The sequence below is a fragment of the Paracoccus maritimus genome, from assembly GCF_025195095.1.
GTDB lineage: Bacteria > Pseudomonadota > Alphaproteobacteria > Rhodobacterales > Rhodobacteraceae > Paracoccus > Paracoccus maritimus.
The window spans coordinates 1-1,552 of record NZ_JANAVZ010000038.1 but is presented as its reverse complement, the minus strand read 5'-3'; the positions used below and the strand labels follow the sequence as shown (position 1 = coordinate 1,552).

At 62.2% G+C, this 1,552-nt stretch carries 2 protein-coding genes; both read right to left on the bottom strand.

What is annotated here, in order from left to right; all coding sequences use genetic code 11:
* Positions 1–140: 140 nt before the first annotated feature.
* A complete protein-coding gene (locus tag MU516_RS19320; protein WP_260278831.1) occupies positions 141–1,115 on the bottom strand; it encodes a siderophore-interacting protein in 975 nt (324 codons plus the stop codon).
* A gap of 52 nt (positions 1,116–1,167) precedes the next feature.
* Positions 1,168–1,398 (bottom strand): WGR domain-containing protein, encoded by a 231-nt coding sequence (locus MU516_RS19315; protein ID WP_260278830.1) that lies wholly within the window; start codon positions 1,396–1,398, stop codon positions 1,168–1,170.
* Positions 1,399–1,552: the final 154 nt, after the last annotated feature.

Below are 1,552 nucleotides of genomic sequence, written 5' to 3'. Positions count from 1 at the left end.
AGAGGCCTGAAAGGCGCCGCTCCTTGTGATCTGTCTGCAATTCAGCAAACGCGACCTAAATCCTCGCGCTTAATGCCTTTGGATGCCGACATGCGCTGACGTTTCCACACAGCCTAAGCCCTACGCCGACATCATGGATGTCAGCCCCAATATGCGGCCGCGACAAACCTTTGTTTCGGTATTCCACGTTCAAGAAGGTGCTGACGCGCGGCCCTGGCCTGATCTGCCCGGGCCGCGAACCAGACGAAATCATTTCCCGTCAGATCCTCCAGCTTCCGAACACCATTCAACAGATCATCGCTGCGCGTCACGCGAGGATCTGCCGCGGCATCGCCAAGATCGTCTGCATCACAGGACAGGACTGCCCGCACCTCGCCACGCGCCAATGCCAGCATTCTGACAATGGCGGGTAGTGCAGTCTGATCGCCGAACAGGAACAGCCGTCGCGCATCAGGGCACCAGCCTCCGCCGGGGCCAAGGACGCCGACCTCTTCGCCAACCGGATCGCTGTCGGCCCAATCGCAGGTGGGGCTGCCGCTGTGGCGAAAAATGTCAAACTCCAGCCAGTCGCCCTCCTGCGCCACGACCGTATAGACAGGCCGGTGCAGCGCGTCAGACCCTTCGGGCCAGACGGTGCGGCCACTGGCGGCAACGCGTGGCCAGACGGGGCTTCGACCGGCGGGCGGTAGAAGCAGCCGGAAATGCAGGCTGCCAGTGCCGAACCGCGCCGCATCGGGGCCGGTCAGCCGCACACGCAGGAAATTCGGCGTAGTCGGCCGGACCTGACTGACGCGCATCAGGGACAATCCCGGCGCAAGCGCGCCAGTATCGACATGGTCCCATTTCACCTCCAGCCCGGCCTCGGCGAAGATCTGGGTCGCGGTATCGCGAAGATTTCCGATCAATCGCCGCTCGGGCCCGGCAAGATCGACCCGAAGCCCTTGATCCTGCGGGATCAGATGCAGTTCACACCCCCAAAGCATCAAGGAAAGCCGTTCCGGTGTCTCGGACAACGGCGCGTCCCATTCAGCGGCGCGCGCCTTCAACGCCGCAGCAGCCGCGCCCGCGCTTTGTGCAATCATGCCGGTGCTTCGGAATTTCTGCAGATCTGCCATCGGTCCCCCGGAAACGCGGTCACGATGTCGACAGTATAACACAGTGTTTCAGTCAACAATAACCCCGCCGCAGCTTTCGGTCGCGCCAGACCAGCGCCCGCCTGCGCGCATTGGCCGGATCGGCAAACCATTCGCGCCGCTCTTGGCCTGTCTTTCCGATGCGACCCCAGTGGCGCGCCAGCACCGCACCGCCGAACAGATCCGCCGTGATGTCCAGGCTGTAGAAGCGCGCCATGTTCAGCGACGCATCGCGACGGGTCAGGCACAGGGGCAGTTCAGGCATATGGTCCATGGAAGGACTGTGGATGGCGACGATTAGGGTCAGGACCTATTGATGAGGTTCTAACGTTCTGATTCATTGCTCGAAAAGCGAGCGGTGACATGAGCAATCTCTTCTGGCTCACGGATGCGCAGATGGCGCGTCTTGAGCCCTTCTT